This window comes from Caballeronia zhejiangensis (assembly GCF_000698575.1).
GTDB lineage: Bacteria > Pseudomonadota > Gammaproteobacteria > Burkholderiales > Burkholderiaceae > Caballeronia > Caballeronia zhejiangensis.
Map to the genome: position 1 here is coordinate 19,083 of NZ_JFHD01000021.1, position 15,120 is coordinate 34,202.

A 15,120-nucleotide genomic window follows, 5' to 3' on the forward strand; every position below is an offset into this window, starting at 1 on the left:
AAGCGAGTCCTCGTCATCATCGAAGAAGATAGGGAATGTCGACATGCACGGCATTGGTCGGGCAATCGCGTTCGCAGGGCATGCAGTACCAGCATTCGTCGAACTTCATGAAGGCTTTGCCGGTGTCGGGATCGATTGCGAGCAGGTCCATCGGACAGACATCGATGCAGACCGTGCAACCCTTGTCGGCGATGCACTTGTCTTCGTCGATCATCACGGGAAGGCTCGAGCGCTGGCGCGCTTCGCGGGGCACGAGTGCCATGTTCTCTCTCCTATGCAGCGACGGGCTGCGACGTGCGAGCCACGCGCAGACGCGAATACGCGCCGCGCTCGGACTCGTCGACAGGAACCACGTACGGTTCCACGGGTTTCTTGAAGGACGTCATGCGTCCCGATGCGTCCTTCTTCAGATGCGCGTGGCAGAACCATTCCTCATCGTTGCGCTCAGGAAAATCGACGCGATGGTGATAAAGGCCCCAGCGGCTCTCCGTGCGATACAGCGACGCGCGCGCGGCCATTTCCGCGCAATCGAGGATCGCGGCGACTTCAGCGGCGCGCATCAGCTCGTGCGGATCGGCGGCGCCGAGACGCTCGATGTCCTCGCGAATCTCCGCGAAGCGTTGCAGGCCGATCTCCATGCGACGCGTGACTTTCGGCGGCTGTAGATAGTCGTTCACGAAGCGGCGCAGCTTGTATTCGACTTGCGCGGGCGGCAGGCCATGTTCGCGCGACAGCGGCGCAAAGATGCGGGCACGCTCATGTTCGATCTGCGATGCGTCGAGCGCGGGCAGCGCGCGGCCGGCGACATGCGCGGCGGCATCTTCACCGGCGAACCATCCGTAAGTGAACGCGCCGAGCATGTAGTTGTGCGGCACGGCGGCCATGTCGCCCGCCGCGTAAAGCCCTTGCACCGAAGTGCGCGCGTGCTCGTCGACCCATACGCCCGATGCGCTGTGTCCGCTGCACAGGCCGATCTCCGAGATGTGCATCTCGATCATGCGCGAGCGATAGTCGTTACCGCGCCGCGCATGAAAGCGCCCACGGCTCGGCCGCTCGTTGGTGTGCAGGATCGTTTCGATCGTTTGAATCGTTTCTTCCGCGAGATGATCGAGCTTGAGAAACACCGGCCCGTTGCCGCTCTGGAGTTCCTGATAGAACTCCCACATCATTTGCCCGCTCCAGTAATCGCATTCGATGAAGCGCTCGCCCTTGCCATTCGCCGTATAACCGCCGAGCGGTCCCGTCACATACGCGCATGCCGGGCCGTTGTAATCCTTGATGAGCGGATTGATCTGGAAGCATTCGAGATTGGCGAGTTCCGCGCCTGCGTGGTACGCCATCGCGTAACCGTCGCCGGCGTTCGTCGGATTCTCGTACGTGCCCATCAGATAGCCCGATGCGGGCAGGCCCAATCTGCCGGCCGCGCCGCAGCAGAGAATGACCGCTTTCGCGCGGATCACGTAGAAGTCGGCGGTGCGGCAATCGAAGCCCATGACGCCCGCGATCTCGCCATTCGGGCCATTCAAAAGACGCGTGGCGACGACGCGATTCGTGATCTCCACGCGCGCACGCTTCAATTGCCGGTACAGCACCTTCTTTACGTCGTGACCTTCGGGCATCGGCAAGACATACGCGCCCATGTGATGCACCTTGCGCACGGCATAGTCGCCGGTATGGTCCTTCTCGAACTTCACGCCCCAGCGATCGAGCTCCTCGATGGTCGTGAAGCTGTGGCGCGCATACGCATAAATCGTGGCCTGATTGACGATGCCGTCGTTGGCCACGGTGATTTCCTTCGTGTACTGCTCGGGCGTCGCGTGGCCGGGAATGATCGCGTTGTTCAGGCCGTCCATGCCCATCGAGATCGCGCCGCTGCGCTTCACGTGCGCCTTGTCGATGAGCAGCACGCGCAGATTCGGGTCGCGCTGTTTCGCCTTGACGGCGGCCATCGGCCCAGCCGTGCCGCCGCCAACGACGACGATGTCGTATTCGAGTTCGTGGGTCTGCATGATCTGGTTTCGCCGCTTGTTATGACAAGTCAGGACCAGATTCTAGAAGTGCGCGAACCGCGAGGGAATCAATTGTTTTTGCTTTGCTTGTGCCTGCTTCGAATAACGCGCGATGCGGCGGGCGAGGTCCGTTCGCGATCGATGCGCAGCCGATACTGGAACGTATCGCCTCGGAAATAGAGGTATTCGAAGTCGATGGGCTTGCCGCCGGCATCGTGCGTGAGGCGCTCGATGCGCAGAAGCGGTGCGCCTTTTTTCACGTCGAGCGCATCCGCGATGTCGGGCGCGGCGGCGATGGCGTCGATCGCCAGATCGGCGTGACCGAGCGGCACGGCGCAGTCGTTTTCGAGCATCAGGAAGATATCGCGCGTGGCGAGCTCCGTGCGCTTCAGGCGTTTGCCGATGGCTTCGGGCAGGAACGTCACTTCGTACGAAACGGGCGCGCGATTGAGCAGGCGCACGCGATGAATCTCGGCGACGCTGCTGCCTTCGGCAAGCGCGAGTTGCGCGGCGACTTCGGGCGGCGCGGCCACGACGCGCATCTGCACGACGCGATTGATGATCTCGTGTCCGCTCTCCGACATCGCCTCGGCGAAACCCTGCAGCGACGTCACGTTCTGAAACGCCTTCGGTTGCGATACGAACGAGCCCTTGCCGTGGACCTTGAAGATCAACCCTTCCTTTTGCAGGTCGCCGAGCGCCTGGCGGATCGTGATGCGGCTCACGTCGAACATCGTCATCAGCTCGCTTTCCGAGGGCATGCGGCTCATCGGCGGATAGCGGCCATCGAGAATGCCGGAGCGCAGCACGTCCTTGATCTGCGTGTAGAGCGGTACGTGCGAATCGAGCGAAACGGAAGGGCGACGGGTCGGCATGAGAGCGGGAAGGGGAAGGAAGGCGGGCGCTTCGAGCTGCGATTATAGCGGCGCGCCCCGGCGGCATCGCCATAAACAAATGACGAAATATTGGTTAGCGCCCGCTGCGCGCTGCACGAGAATGGAACCTGTCCAGTTCGAGTCCAGCGAGGATCGAAGATGAATCATCGTAACGCGCCCGATGCACGAAACGCAGGAAACGCGGTCACGCTCGTCACGGTGCCCGGCTTGCACGGCAGCGAGGACGCGCACTGGCAGAGTTGGCTCGAACGCGAGATGCCCGGCACGCGGCGCGTCGAGCAACGCGACTGGAGCACGCCGAATCTCGCGATCTGGAGCGATGCCGTCCTCGACGTCCTCGCGGGCATCGACGGTCCTGTCGTCATCGCGGCGCATAGCTTCGGCTGTCTTGCGGCAGGACATGCGCTCAGTCACGCATACTTGCCGAACGTGAAGGGCGTGCTGTTCGTCGCGCCCGCGAGCCCGGCGAAGTTCCGTTTCGCGGGCGCGTTCAACGCGCGCAGGCTCGATACGCTGTCGCTCGTCGTCGGCAGCGAGACCGATCCGTGGATGCCGCTCGACGACGCGCGCACGCTCGCGCAGCGCTGGAACAGCGCGTTCGTCAATCTCGGCGATGCGGGGCATATCAATACATCGGCGGGATTTGGGCCGTGGCCGCTCGCGAAGCATTTCGTCGAAACGCTCGCCCGCCGCGCGTCGCCCGAATACGAAGAGGAGGAACAGCGCGCGTATGGTTGACCCCGCTGTCTGAATTCGTTCAATGTATGCATGGCCGCCCTCGGGCGGCCTTTGTCTGTTGTGCGGTAGACAAACCCCTTGTCTCTGGAGAGAAAATGGCAGTTCACAAGAAGCTGATCGTTACGGTCGCACTCGGCATCGCGGCGAGCATCGCGCATGCGGACACGACGCTGCTCAACGTCTCGTATGACGTGACGCGCGAGCTGTACAAGGATATCGACGCGGCCTTCGTCGCGGACTACAAAAAGAAGTCGGGCGAGACGGTATCGGTGCGGCAGTCGCATGGCGCATCGAGCGCGCAGGCGTTGTCGGTGACGCAAGGTTTGCAGGCCGATGTCGTCACGATGAATCAACCCAACGACATCGACTTGCTCGCGGAGCGCGGTCAGCTCGTGCCCGCGAACTGGCGCAGCCGTCTGCCGGACGCGAGCGCGCCCTACACGACGACGATGGTTTTCCTCGTCCACAAGGGCAATCCGAAGAACATCAAGGACTGGAGCGATCTCGCGCGGCCCGGCGTGCAAGTGGTGATTGCGAATCCGAAGACATCGGGCAACGGACGCTATGCGTATCTCGCGGCATGGGGCTTCAAGAAGCAGCAAGGCGCAAGCGACGCGCAGGCGCAAGACTTCGAGAAAGCCGTCTTCAAGAACGTGCCCGTGCTCGATACGGGCGGGCGCGGCGCGACGACGACCTTCACGCAGCGCGGCATCGGCGATGTGCTCGTCACCTTCGAGAACGAAGTCGGCCTGATGAGCGCGGGACCGGGCGCGAAGGACTTCGAGGCGGTGTATCCGTCGGTGAGTCTGCTCGCGGAACCGCCTGTGTCGATCGTCGACAAGGTCGTGGACAAGCGCGGCACGCGCAAGGAAGCGCAGGCGTATCTCGACTTTCTGTTCACGCCTGCCGCGCAGGAAATCATCGCGCAGCATCATCTGCGTCCGCGCAACGCCGACGTGCTTGCAAAACACGCGAGCGAGTTCAAGCCGCTGAAAACCTTCACCGTCGAGCAGATGTTCGGAAGCTGGCAGAAGGCGCAGCAGACGCATTTCGCCGATGGCGGCACGTTCGATCAGGTCGTGGCGGACAAGAACTAGCATCGTTCGTATTCGAAACTGCGTGCGCAGCGCGAAGAGCAACGGGGGGACTTGGGATTAAGCTGTACGTTTTCCCCCAACGGTGACTGCGATGCCCTCGTCGAACGCAAGCGCGAAGCTCATCGTCGTTACCGTGCTCGTCGGTCTGGGCGCGGGTCTCGGCGGCATGTCGCTGGCGCTCTAGCTGCATCTGATCCAGCACGTCGCGTTCGGCTACAGCCTCGATGCGTTCACCAGCGGCGAAAGCTTTCTCGAAGGCATATCGGCTGCGTCGCCCGCGCGGCGCTTCATCGTGCTGACGCTTTGCGGTGTCGTCGCGGGCGTCGGCTGGTGGTGCGTGCATCGCTTCGGCAAACCGCTCGTCAGCATCGCGAAGGCCGTCAAGGCCGACGATCCGCGCATGCCGACCGGCAGCACGATCGCGCATGCGCTCCTGCAGATCGTCACGGTCGCGATGGGCTCGCCGCTCGGCCGCGAAGTCGCGCCGCGCGAAATCGGCGCGTTATGGTCCGGCTGGCTCGCGCACTACGCGGGACTCACGCCCGCGCAATCGCGCATCATGGTCGCGTGCGGCGCGGGCGCGGGGCTTGCCGCCGTCTATAACGTGCCGCTCGGCGGCGCCGTGTTCGTGCTGGAAGTGCTGCTCTGCACGTTCGATGGCGCGATCATCGCGGCGGCGTTCGTGACGTCGTCGATCGCGGCAATGGTCGCGTGGATCGGGCTCGGCGACGGGCATCAGTATCATCTGCCGGACTTCACGCTGAACGCGCAACTGCTCGCGTGGGCCGTTGTCATGGCGCCGGTTTTCGGGGCGGCCGCGCGTCTTTTCGCGAAGCTCACGAGCGCCGCACGCGAAACGCGCCACGCGGCAAGACGTTGCCTGTGCTGACGATCGCGAATTTCGCGTTAGTCGGCGCGCTGGTCATGTATTACCCGCAGCTCGCGGGAAACGGCAAAGGTCCGGCCGGTCTTTCCTTCGAAGATCACGTGAGCTTCGCGCTCGCGGGCGTGCTGCTCGTGCTGAAGGTAACGATCGAAGTGAGCTCGCTGCGCGCGGGCGCGCAAGGCGGCCTGCTCACGCCGGGCCTCACCAACGGCGCGCTGCTCGCCATCGTGCTCGGCAGTCTGTGGAACGGCATCTGGCCGGGCACGCCGCTCGGCGCGTTCGCGGTCATCGGCGCGGGTGCGTTTCTCGGCGCGGCGATGCAGATGCCGCTGACCGCGCTCGTGCTGATGCTCGAATTCACGCGTTTCGATCACGACTTCCTGATTCCGTCGGCGATTGCGATAGCGGGCGCGACGCTCACCTATCGCTGGCTCGCGCAACGTTCGTCCGCGCCTTCGGCCGCGCCGCAGCAAACGTTGCGAGGTCTCTCCGACTGATCGTCCGAACATCGCGTTTGCACGACCGATGCTTCCGGCGCAACCGGCGAACCCATCGCCTGAAAGAGCGCGGCGGTATCGCTCAGACGCGCGCTGCTCGCGCGGATCGTCGCAAGCCGCGCGTTGAGATACTGCTGCTCGCTGCCGCGCGCCGCGCGAGGCGGGATCGCGCCGAGACGCACGCGCGCAGCCGCATCCGCCGATGCATCGCGTGCCGCCTTGCTCGCGCGATCGGCGAAGGCGAGCGTTTCGCTGTCGGTTTCGAGCGACGCCAGCGTGTTCGCGACGTTCTGAAACGCCGCGAGCACGGTCTGCTTGTACTGCGCGACGGCGGCCTCATACGTGGCGATGGCCGCGCGCCGTTGCGCGAGCAGCGCGCCGCCATGAAAGATCGGCTGCGACAGGGATGCGCCCACGCTCCACAACGCGCCCGCGCCCGAGAGCGCGGTCGGCCAGTCGAAGCCGCCTTTGCCCATCGATGCCGATATCGACAAGCTCGGAAACAACTGCGCCGTCGCGACGCCGACTTGCGCCGCCGACGCCTTCAACGCCGAATCGGCGGCCTGGATGTCGGGGCGCGTCTGCAGCAATTCCGACGGCAGCACGACCGGCACATCGGACGGCACGGCGAGGCTCGCGAGATCGAGATCGTCGGGCGCCTGATCGGGCGTGCGTCCGAGCAGGACGGCGAGCGCGTGGCGGGTCGCAAGCCATTGCGCGCGCAAGCCCGGCAATTGCGATGCGAGCGACGCCGCGTTCTGCTGTGCGGCGAGCATGTCGGCGCGCGATGCGGAGCCGAGCGCGTAGCGGCGTTCGGCATCGTGCGCGTCGTCGTTGGCTAGCGCGACGAGACGCGTCGTCACGTCGATCTGCGCATGCAACGCGGCCGCGCCGATCGCACCCGTCACGATGTTCGCAGCAAGCGCACGGCGCGCGGCATCGAGTTGAAAGGCCTGTTGGTCGACCTGCGCGGCAAGCGATGCATTCGCATAGCGCGCCGCGCCGAAGAGATCGAACGTGTATTGCGCCTGAATCTGCCCGACGAAGAGGTTGTAGAGCACGGTCGGCGGGCCGCCCTGCGGAATGCCGAAGCCGCGTTGCCGCGTCGCTTGTCCGCCCGCATCGATCTGCGGCAACAGCGACGAACCCACTTGCGCGCGCAACTGTTCGCGCGCCGCGACGAGGCTCCTGTCGGCTGCCGCGAGATTCGGGCTCGCGCGCAAGCCTTCATCGACGAGTGCATTCAGCGTATCCGACCGATAGCGCTTCCACCATTCGGGCACGGGCTTCGCGCCCACATCGAAACGTTGCGACGCGCCTTCTGCGCTCACGCTCGCCTGCACTTGCGTTTCGGCGCCGTAATGCGCGGGCTGCGGCATCGCGGGCGGCTTGCCATCGGGGCCGAGCGCGCACGCATTCAACGCGACGCACGCGCAAGTCATCAATAGCCGGCGATTCATGACGATGCTCCTTCGCGTTCGTCGAGCTTCACGCGAAACCACGCGGCATAGAGCGCGGGCAGATAGAAAAGCGTGAGCACGGTCGCGCTCGTGATGCCGCCCATGAGCGCGGTGGCCATCGGGCCGAAGAAGTTGCTGCGCAGAAGCGGAATCAGCGCGAGCACGGCGGCGGCTGCGGTCAGCGTGATAGGGCGGAAGCGCCGCACCGTCGCGCCGATGATCGCATCGAATCGCTTGTGCCCCGACGCGATGTCCTGCTCGATCTGATCGACGAGAATCACCGAGTTGCGCATGATGATGCCGAACATCGCTATGACGCCGAGCATCGCGACGAAGCCGAACGGCTTGCCGAATGCGAGCAGCGTGACGACCACGCCGATGAGTCCGAGCGGCGCGGTGAGCACGACCATCATCACGCGCGAGAAGCTCTGCAATTGAATCATCAGCAGCGTGAGCACCACGATCACCATCACCGGCATCTGCGCGTTGATCGACGCCTGACCCTTGCCGCTTTCCTCCACCGATCCGCCCACTTCCACGCGATAACCCACGGGCAATGCGCGGCGAATCTCGTCGAGCTTCTCGTCGATGGCGTGCGTCACGTCGATGCCTTGCGCGTCGCCCTTCACATCCGATTGCACGGTGATGGTCGGCTGGCGGTCGCGTTCCCAGATCACGCCGTATTCGAGCGTATCGACGACGCGGCCGAGCGCCCCCAGCGGCACCGGTCCGTGCGGCGTCGGCATTGCGATCGTCGCGAGCCGCGAAGGATCCACACGCTCGGCGCGCGGCGCGCGCAAGTCGACGCTGATGAGCTTGTCGCGCTCGCGATACTGCGTGACGGTCGTGCCGGTCAGCGTCATCGCGAGAAAGCTCGATATGTCCTGCGACGTGACGCCCGCATCGCGCGCCTTCTGTTGATCGATCTCGAAGCGCACCGAGCGCTCCGATGGCTCGTCCCAGTCGAACTGCACATTCGTCGTGCGGGAGTCGGCGCGCATGTCGGCGGCTACTTGTTCCGCGATATGACGCACCGTGCCGATATCGTTGCCGCTCACGCGAAACTGCACCGGATAGCCGACAGGCGGACCATTCTCCAGACGCGACAGGCGCGTACGCACGGCGGGGAAGCGCTCGCGCAACATCGGATCGAGCCAGCGCGCGAGCTGCTCGCGCGCTTCGACCGACTTCGCGGTAACGACGAACTGCGCGAAGTTGGGCGTCGGCAATTGCTGATCGAGCGGCAGATAAAAACGCGGCGCGCCGGTGCCGACGAAGCTCACCACATGATCGATTTCATCGCGGCCCTTCAACGCTTCTTCGAGACGCTTCGCTTCGCGCAAGGTCGCTTCGAACGATGCGCCTTCCTGCAATCTCACGTCGATCAGAAGTTCGGGTCGATCCGAGCTGGGGAAGAACTGCTGCGGCACGAGCGTGAAGCCGGCCATCGCGATGACGAAGAGCACGACCGTGACTGCGAGCACGACGAAGCGCCGCTTCACGCACCAGCCGACCCATCGGCGCAGGCGTCCGTAGAACTTCGTGTCGTAGATATCGTGTTCGTGATCGTCGGGCAGATGCGCTTCTTTCTTGCGCTCGGGAAGCAGCTTGTAGCCGAGCAGCGGAATCAGCACGACCGCCGCGAGCCACGATGCGATCAACGCGATCGCCGATACTTCGAAGATCGAACGCGTGTACTCGCCGGTACTCGACTTCGCGAGCGCGATCGGCAGAAAGCCCGCGACGGTGACGAGCGTGCCGGTCAGCATGGGAAACGCCGTGCTCGTGTAGGCGAACGCGGCGGCGCGCGTGCGGTTCCAGCCTTGTTCGAGCTTCACGGCCATCATCTCGACGGCGATGATCGCGTCGTCGACGAGCAGACCCAATGCGAGAATCAGCGTGCCGAGCGAAACCTTGTGCAAGCCGATATCGAAGAAATACATGAAGAGCGCGGTGACGGCGAGCACGATGGGAATCGAGATCACGACGACCATGCCCGTTCGCACGCCGAGCGATACGAGGCTCACGATCAGCACGATGACGACCGCTTCGGCGACCGCTTCGAGAAAGTCGTCGACGGAATGCGAAACCGCTTGCGGCATGCTCGACACTTCCGTCAGCTTCAAACCCGCGGGTAGTTGCGCACGCAACTTGATCATCGTTTCATCGAGCGATTTGCCGAGACGCACGACGTCTTCGCCCGGCTGCATCGTGATGCCGATGCCGAGCACGGGCACGGCCGCCGAACGCATCTGCGTGACGGGCGGATCGATGTAGCCGCGCTTGATCGTCGCGATATCGCCGAGCCGGAACGAACGCCCGTTCACGTTGATGAGCGTATCGGCGAGCGCGTCCACGCTCTTGAACTGGCCGCTCGGACGCACGAATACGCGATCGTTCGGCGTGGTCAGCACGCCCGCGCTCGACACGGCGTTCTGTCCGTCGATGGCCTGCGCGATCTGCTGCGGCGAGATGTTCAGACGCGTGAGCGTCGTATTGGGGATCTCGACATAGATGCGCTCTTCCTGATCGCTGAAGTAATCGACCTTCGCGACGCCCGGCACGCGCAACAGAACCGTGCGCAGCGAATCGGCGTAATCGTGCAGTTGCGCGGGCGAGAAGCCGTCGCCTTCGAGCGCGTAGATGTTGGTGTAGACATCGCCGAACTCGTCGTTGAAGAAAGGGCCTTGCGTGCCGGGCGGCAAGGTCGCGGCGATATCGCCCACTTTCTTGCGGATCTGATACCACTCCTCGGGCACGTCTTTCGCGGGCGCGGAATCTTTCATCTGAAAGAAGATCAGCGATTCGCCGGGACGCGAATAGCTGCGCATGAAATCCGTGTAGGGCGTTTCCTGCAGCTTGCGCGCGATGCGGTCGGTCACTTCCTCCTGCACCTGTCGCGCGGTCGCGCCGGGCCAGAACGTGCGGATCACCATCACGCGGAACGTGAAAGGCGGGTCTTCCGACTGCGCGAGCCGCGTGTACGCGAGGATGCCGAAGATCGTCGCCATCGCGATGAGAAACACGACGAGCGCGCGATGCCGCAGCGCCCACGCGGAGAGATTGAAGCGGCCTTCTTCGTGGCGATAGGCGTCGTTGTCTTCGCGTGTATCGCTCATGACGCGAAGTCCTCGGGATGCAGCGGCGCGACGACGCGCACTTTCTCGCCCGCGGACACCGTATGCACGCCTTGCCACACGATGCGCTCGCCCGCCGCGATGCCGCCCGCGAGCGTCACCGTGCGCTCGCCATAGCGCGCGACTTCGACGCGCCGCAGTTCGAGCGCATCGCCCGGTTGCTTCACGATCCACACGGCGGGATGGCCGTTGTCGTGAAAGAGCGCCGTCGATGGAATCGTGAACGCGCCTTTCGCGTCGCTGGCTGCCGCGAACGCGATGTCCGCCGTCATGCCGAGCCGCACATCGGGCGTCGGCGCTTCGAGCGTGAGCTTCGCGCGCCAGGTGCGGCTTTGCGTGTCGGCGGCGGGCGACAGTTCGCGCACGCGCGCCTTGAAGGTCTTGCCGGGCAGTGCCGCGAGCTTCACGTTCGCTTCGCGTCCGACGGCGAACGCGGCGAGCGCGGCTTCGGGCACGTCGCAGATCACGTCGATATCGCCGCTCCATGCAAGCGTATAAACGGCCTGGCCTGCCGTGACGTTCTGGCCGGTGTCGGCTTGCTCTGCGGTGATGACGCCCGCGCGATCGGCGGCGAGCGTCGCGTAGCGCAGTTGATCGGCGGAGAGCCCCGCTTGCTGCTGCGCCTGATTGCGCTGCGCGAGCGCGGACGCATACGCGTTCTGCGTCTGTTCGAGCTGCGCGGGCGCGATGAGATTTTCGGCGGCCTGCGCGCGATCGCGATCGAGTTGCTGCTTTGCATAGACGAGCTGATGCTCGGCCGCATCGAGCTGCGCGCGGGCGCTGGCGCTGTTCTTCTCGGCATCGGCGGGATCGAGCCGGGCGACGACTTGCCCCGCCTTCACGCTATCGCCGAGGCGCACGCGCCGTTCGAGAATCTTGCCGTTGATGCGAAACGAGAGCGGCGTCGAATAACGCGATTGCACCTGACCGGGCAGGCTCGACGCGGTCGCGTGGCCGTCGGCTTGTGCCGCGACGGCGACGACCGGACGCGGTGCGGGCGCAGGCGCTTCATGCCGCTTGCAGGCGACGAGCGCAACACAGACGATCGGGACGAATGCCGCGCGCGCCACGACCGACGCGGGTGAGTGCAAGAGCTTCACAGGAACCTCGGCGCCCGCAAGGGCATGGTGCCGCGCGCCGCGAAGACGTGACGCGCCGCTCGTGGGCAAAGCAGGGGAAATGGGTTGTCCGGGGCTGTCCGGCAGCAATTTCGAGAAACGAGCCTGAATGGGGCGGATTGATGCATCGACCTGAAAGCCCCGTCCGGCAAGGGTTTCGACGACCCGGACGCAAATACGAAGTGAATTCTAATACACACTTGTATCTGAATGCAAAGACGGATTCGTGAGCCCTGCGGTGCTACACTGCGCGCATGAAACCAGTCCGTCTCACCCGCGAGCAGAGCCGTGACCAGACGCGTCAGCGTCTGCTCGACGCTGCGCAAGCGGTTTTCACGAAGAAAGGATTCGGCGCATCGAGCGTCGAAGATGTAGCCGCCGACGCGGGCTACACGCGCGGTGCGTTCTATTCGAACTTTTCTAGCAAGGCCGAATTGCTGCTCGAAGTGCTCAAGCGCGATCACGACACGATCATGCAGCGCCTCTCCACGATTTTCGAAGATGGCGAGGCGTCGCGCGCCGACATGGAAGCGCGCGTGCTGCAGTACTACAGCGAGTGCTATCAGAACAACGCGTGCTTTCTTCTGTGGGTCGAAGCGAAGCTGCACGCGAGCCGCGACGCGAGGTTCCGCGCGAGCTTCAATGCGCTGATGCGCGAACTGCGTCAGACCACGACCGATTACATCCGCGCTTTTTCCGAACGCGTGGGCACGCCGCTCACCATGCCGCCCGAACAGATGGCGCTCGGCCTCATCGCGCTGTGCGACGGCGTGCAGTTCTTCTATTCGTCGGACCCGCAGTCGGTGCCGGCGCAATTCGCCGAGGACGTCCTCGCGCAATTCTTCCGGCGTGTCGTGCTGAGCGGCGCCGCCGAATAGGACAGCCTGATGGCACGCCTGAATTCGATACGCTAATCTTTGCGCGAGAGCCGTTCGCGATCTCGCGCAACGGCGATGATCCTGGAGGGCGACTCCATGAGCGCATTCACGCGGCGCATCGATGCGAGGCGTGTCCTGATGGCACTCGGTGTCTTGATCGGATGTGCGTGCGTGTTTCCGGCGATGGCCGCGCCGCTGACCGGTGCGATGCAGAAGTTCATCGCGCCGCAGACGCCCGCCGATGCGACCGCGGCGTCCGCGCCGTCGTCCGCGAGTCAGGCCGAAATGGTGCGTTCGCTGAACAACCTCATCGGCACGCTCGACAACGACGCGCAACGCAGCGCGCTCGTCACGCAATTGAAAGCGTTACGCGATGCGACGCAGAGCGCCGCGCCCGCCACGCCAGCGCCCGCCAATGCCGATCTTCTAGGCGCGATCGCATCGGGCATTGCATCCGTCGAAACGAATCTCAGCGAAGGGCTCACGCCGATGCGTTTTTGGACCGCGCGCGGCAGTGCGGCCGCGGGCGAATTGCAGGCCGTCGTCACGGGCGCGAAAGGCGAATCGTTCGGCAGGATCGTCAGCGGCATGGGCGCGACGCTCGCGGGATGGGGCCTGTGCGCGTTCTTGCTGATCCGCGTGCAGCGGCGCATCTTCGCGCGCTATGGCCGCGACGTCGCGCTCGCGCCGAATCCGACATCGACGCAATTGCTCGCGTTCGCGCTGCGTCAGACGGGGCCGTGGGTCGTCGCGTTCATCGCGGTGCTGCTCTTCGTGCGCGCGATGCCCGATGCGCTCGGCCGCACGCTCGGGCTCGTCATTGCTTATGCGATCGTCGCGGGCTCGATCTTCTCGGCCATCTGCATGATCGTGTTTTCGGTGTTCAGCACGGCGCATCGGCGCGTGGCCGTGCAGCAACTGCTGACGCGCACGCTCTGGCCGCTCTTTGCGATCGGCGCATGCGGCGCGCTCGGCGATGCCACCGCCAACGCCGATGTCACACGGCAGCTCGGCCCCAATCTCGCGGGCATCATCTCGACCTTCGCGGGGCTCGCCGCCGCGTTGCTGTGCGGCTATTTCGCGCTCGCTTACCGGCGGCCCGTGACGCATCTGATCCGCAATCGGCCGTATGCGCGCAGGCGCGATCATCAGTTCGCGACGGAAGCGCTCGATATCCTCGCGTCGCTATGGCATATCCCGATACTGCTGATCGCGGTGGCATCGGTGGTCGCGATCATCGACGGGCGCGGCGCGGAAGGCGACGTGCTGCGGCCGTCGTTATTGAGCGCGGCGCTGCTCGTGCTTACGCTGTTCGCGTCCGCGTTGCTGCTGCATTTGACGCGCCGGCGCGACACGCGCGCGCAGCGCCGCGCGCCGCATCTCACGCGCCTGTTGCGCTTCGGATGCACGCTGATCGTATTGTTGATCTGGCTGGCTTATCTGCGCTTCGAGCTCGAGCTATGGAGCGGACCGATCGCGCGGCTCATCAGGCACAGCGCGATGACGCCCGGCTTCAGGCACGCGCTGATCGCGGTCGTCGCGACGGTGTTCGGCGCGTGGTTCATCTGGATCGTGCTCGATACCGTGATACTCGAAGCGCTCGGCCAGAACAGTTCGCGCAACAAGGCGCTGAGTCCCGGCGTGCGCGCCCGCACGATGTTGCCGCTCGTGCGCAATGGCATCTTCGTGACGGTCGCGAGCCTCGCGGCCATCGTCGCGTGCGCGAGTCTCGGCATCAACCTGACGCCGCTGCTCGCGGGCGCCGGCGTGATCGGCCTGGCGGTCGGCTTCGGCGCGAAATCGCTCGTCACCGATCTGATCACGGGGCTGTTCATCATCGTCGAGGAGACGATTTCGGTCGGCGACTGGATCGACATCGACGGCGGACACGCGGGCACCGTGATGGACCTGACGATCCGCACGGTGCGCCTGCGCGACGGACAAGGCGCGGTTCACACGATTCCGTTTTCGCAGATCAAGATCGTGAAGAACCTGTCGCGGGATTTCGCGAATGCAGTGTTCGAAGTGCGCGTGCCGTTCTCGGCGAAGCTCGACGACATCACGCGCATGATCAACGAAGTGGGCGCCGACATGATGGCCGACTTTCGCTTTCGCAACGAAATAATCGGGCCGGTCGAAGTGTGGGGACTCGATCGCTTCGAGTCGAACTGCATCGTCGTGAAAGGGCAGATCAAGACGAAACCGCTCCAGCAATGGAGCGTCGCGCGCGCCTTCAATGCGAGGCTCAAACTCAAGATGGATGAAGCGGGCATCGAGATGATGTTGCCGCAGATGCACATCCAGACATCGAAGGAGAGCGACGAACGCTCGCAGGCTCAGACCCGGCATGCAGCGGATGGCGCCGTGCAGCCGGATCTTCGCGTGCTCAAGGAATCTCCGTGAT

Annotated in this window: 10 protein-coding genes and 1 pseudogene; 5 read left to right on the top strand and 6 right to left on the bottom strand. The window is 64.5% G+C overall.

The genetic code is table 11. The features are described 5' to 3' along the window. Positions 1-16: 16 nt before the first annotated feature. The 3 genes from BG60_RS23355 to BG60_RS23365 all read right to left on the bottom strand — a co-directional run bounded on the left by BG60_RS23355 (position 17) and on the right by BG60_RS23365 (position 2,884). Positions 17-262: a 4Fe-4S dicluster domain-containing protein gene (locus tag BG60_RS23355; protein ID WP_008352838.1), complete on the bottom strand. Its 246-nt coding sequence runs from the start codon at positions 260-262 to the stop codon at positions 17-19. Positions 263-272: 10 nt separating this feature from the next. Next, positions 273-2,009 carry a fumarate reductase/succinate dehydrogenase flavoprotein subunit gene (locus BG60_RS23360; RefSeq protein WP_034473100.1) on the bottom strand — a complete coding sequence of 579 codons (1,737 nt, stop codon included), beginning with the start codon at positions 2,007-2,009 and terminating at the stop codon, positions 273-275. A 68-nt stretch (positions 2,010-2,077) separates the two neighbouring features. Next, entirely contained in the window at positions 2,078-2,884 is an 807-nt protein-coding gene (locus BG60_RS23365; protein WP_008352841.1) for a GntR family transcriptional regulator, read from the bottom strand. Between the two features lie 159 nt (positions 2,885-3,043). Here BG60_RS23365 and BG60_RS23370 point away from each other — a divergent pair, with 159 nt between their 5' ends. The 3 genes and pseudogenes from BG60_RS23370 (at position 3,044) to BG60_RS23380 (ending at position 6,123) form a co-directional block, all read left to right on the top strand. Beyond that, on the top strand, positions 3,044-3,643 hold the full coding sequence (locus tag BG60_RS23370; protein WP_008352843.1) for an RBBP9/YdeN family alpha/beta hydrolase: 600 nt from the start codon (positions 3,044-3,046) through the stop codon (positions 3,641-3,643). Positions 3,644-3,738: 95 nt separating this feature from the next. Next, positions 3,739-4,740: a sulfate ABC transporter substrate-binding protein gene (locus tag BG60_RS23375; RefSeq protein ID WP_008352845.1), complete on the top strand. Its 1,002-nt coding sequence runs from the start codon at positions 3,739-3,741 to the stop codon at positions 4,738-4,740. 91 nt (positions 4,741-4,831) lie between these two features. Further along, a pseudogene (locus BG60_RS23380) lies at positions 4,832-6,123 on the top strand (chloride channel protein). On the opposite strand, the gene BG60_RS23385 reads toward BG60_RS23380, so the two are convergent. The 3 genes from BG60_RS23385 to BG60_RS23395 are packed head-to-tail and all read right to left on the bottom strand — an operon-like array spanning position 6,048 to position 11,820. Then, complete coding sequence (locus BG60_RS23385; protein WP_008352846.1) at positions 6,048-7,583, bottom strand: efflux transporter outer membrane subunit; 1,536 nt, start codon at positions 7,581-7,583, stop codon at positions 6,048-6,050. The pseudogene BG60_RS23380 and the gene BG60_RS23385 sit on opposite strands and share 76 nt — an antisense overlap. After that, a complete protein-coding gene (locus BG60_RS23390; RefSeq protein ID WP_034473101.1) occupies positions 7,580-10,702 on the bottom strand; it encodes an efflux RND transporter permease subunit in 3,123 nt (1,040 codons plus the stop codon). Before BG60_RS23390 ends, BG60_RS23385 begins: the two co-directional genes overlap by 4 nt. Continuing rightward, on the bottom strand, positions 10,699-11,820 hold the full coding sequence (locus BG60_RS23395) for an efflux RND transporter periplasmic adaptor subunit (RefSeq protein WP_008352850.1): 1,122 nt from the start codon (positions 11,818-11,820) through the stop codon (positions 10,699-10,701). The genes BG60_RS23390 and BG60_RS23395 overlap by 4 nt, the downstream gene beginning before the upstream one ends. Positions 11,821-12,092: 272 nt before the next feature. On the opposite strand from BG60_RS23395, the gene BG60_RS23400 reads away from it, so the two are divergent. Then, positions 12,093-12,716, top strand: a complete 624-nt coding sequence (locus BG60_RS23400) for a TetR/AcrR family transcriptional regulator (protein WP_008352853.1) — start codon at positions 12,093-12,095, stop codon at positions 12,714-12,716. A gap of 96 nt (positions 12,717-12,812) precedes the next feature. Next, the gene (locus tag BG60_RS23405; protein WP_008352855.1) at positions 12,813-15,119 is read left to right on the top strand and encodes a mechanosensitive ion channel family protein; all 2,307 of its coding nucleotides are present in this window, start codon (positions 12,813-12,815) and stop codon (positions 15,117-15,119) included. Position 15,120 lies beyond the last annotated feature (1 nt).

Excerpts from the sequence above, each read along its gene's own strand:
- BG60_RS23405 (WP_008352855.1), top strand. The coding sequence starts at position 12,813 with ATGAGCGCATTCACGCGGCGCATCGATGCGAGGCGTGTCCTGATGGCA.
- BG60_RS23355 (WP_008352838.1), bottom strand. The coding sequence starts at position 262 with ATGGCACTCGTGCCCCGCGAAGCGCGCCAGCGCTCGAGCCTTCCCGTG.
- BG60_RS23375 (WP_008352845.1), top strand. The coding sequence starts at position 3,739 with ATGGCAGTTCACAAGAAGCTGATCGTTACGGTCGCACTCGGCATCGCG.
- BG60_RS23370 (WP_008352843.1), top strand. The coding sequence starts at position 3,044 with ATGAATCATCGTAACGCGCCCGATGCACGAAACGCAGGAAACGCGGTC.
- BG60_RS23385 (WP_008352846.1), bottom strand. The coding sequence starts at position 7,583 with ATGAATCGCCGGCTATTGATGACTTGCGCGTGCGTCGCGTTGAATGCG.
- BG60_RS23360 (WP_034473100.1), bottom strand. The coding sequence starts at position 2,009 with ATGCAGACCCACGAACTCGAATACGACATCGTCGTCGTTGGCGGCGGC.
- BG60_RS23390 (WP_034473101.1), bottom strand. The coding sequence starts at position 10,702 with ATGAGCGATACACGCGAAGACAACGACGCCTATCGCCACGAAGAAGGC.
- BG60_RS23365 (WP_008352841.1), bottom strand. The coding sequence starts at position 2,884 with ATGCCGACCCGTCGCCCTTCCGTTTCGCTCGATTCGCACGTACCGCTC.
- BG60_RS23400 (WP_008352853.1), top strand. The coding sequence starts at position 12,093 with ATGAAACCAGTCCGTCTCACCCGCGAGCAGAGCCGTGACCAGACGCGT.